Source organism: Aminobacter sp. P4_H6_2, assembly GCF_056400805.1.
In genome coordinates, this window is record NZ_JBFUKO010000940.1 from 1 (window position 1) to 1,465 (window position 1,465).

At 57.7% G+C, this 1,465-nt stretch carries 1 protein-coding gene and 1 pseudogene; both read right to left on the reverse strand.

Features of this window, described 5'->3' with window-relative positions:
• Positions 1-317: pseudogene (locus AC1DUU_RS31865) on the reverse strand (flagellin N-terminal helical domain-containing protein); the annotation flags it as partial.
• Positions 318-603: 286 nt separating this feature from the next.
• Positions 604-1,465 (reverse strand): flagellin N-terminal helical domain-containing protein (locus AC1DUU_RS31870; protein ID WP_476787290.1); only part of this gene is annotated, 862 nt, incomplete at its 5' end.

Sequence of the window (1,465 nt, forward strand, 5' to 3'; positions counted from 1 at the left end):
TTCGGTGCCGGCGTTCTTGGCCGCGAGGATCTTTTCCTTGATCTTGTCGACGACTTCGATGGCCTTGTTCATCGCGGTGTAGTGTAGGCGGTGTCGATCTTGCCGGCGCCGAGCCCGAGCGAATCCTGCACGACCGAGTTGGCCTTGTTGTCGGAACGCATGGTGGTGGCGATCGACCAGTAAGCGGCGTTGTCGGAAGCTTCRGCGACGCGGAAGCCCGTGGCGATGCGGCCCTGGGTCGTGGAAAGGTTCTTRTTGGTTGCGGAAAGCGACTGCAATGCAGTCATTGCCGAGGTGTTGGTGTTGATGCTGGWCATGGGAATAACGCCCCTAAAGAATGCAAAGGTACAGGGACATACCGGATCGGCCGGTATGGCGGAGAGGCATCATGCCAATGAGCGCTTCWRGGAAGGTCACCCGCCATGAGGGGTAATCTGGCGGAAAATTCCTATTAAAATTCTAAGTATTATGGTTAATTGCGATTAACTTGCTGTTTTATTTGAATATTTGTTAGCCCATCTTAACCGATGCGACTGCCCAAACGAAATCGGGCCACACCGAGATGTGGCCCGAGCTTCATGTCTGAGACGACATTTGCCGATATTAGCCGCGGAAGAGCGACATGATCGACTGGGTGTTGGAGTTGGCAATCGACAGAGCCTGGATGCCGAGCTGCTGCTGGACCTGAAGGGCCTGCAGACGGGTCGATTCCTTGTTCATGTCGGCGTCAACGAGCTGGCCGACGCCACGGTCGATCGAGTCGCTGAGCTTGGACACGAAGTCCTTCTGCATGTCGATACGAGCCTTGGAGGCACCGAGTTCTGCAGCGCCAGTCGCCATTGAGCCGAGTGCCTTTTCGACGCCGGTCAGCATGTCGTCGAAATCCTTGCTGTCCAGCGTTGCCGTGCTGACACTCAGGGTCAGGACAGAGACTGTGACAGCGCCCGCACCGGTCGTGGCCGTTTCTGTATCGAGCACGCCGTTTTTGGCTGCAGCGTCCGTATTGACCAGGCGAACGTTGCTGAGTGCAACATCGATCTGACCTGTAGTGACCTTGCCCGCCGAGTCGCGATTGTAGGAGGTCATGACGCTGAAATTTGTCGCGTCGGTCGCAGTCGAACCGGTCTTGAGCAGGTTCGACCCGGCATAGTTGGCGCCGGCGATRTTGTCCTTGAGCTGYGMCTGGTAGGTTGCGATTTCGCTYTGGATCTTCTTRCGATCTTCGGTGCCGGCGTTCTTGGCCGCGAGGATCTTTTCCTTGATCTTGTCGACGACTTCGATGGCCTTGTTCATCGCGGTGTAGGCGGTGTCGAYYTTGCCRGCGCCGAGCCCGAGCGMRTCCTGCACGACCGAGTTGGCCTTGTTGTCGGAACGCATGGTGGTGGCGATCGACCAGTAAGCGGCGTTGTCGGAAGCTTCAGCGACGCGGAAGCCCGTGGCGATGCGGCCCTGGGTCGTGGAAAGG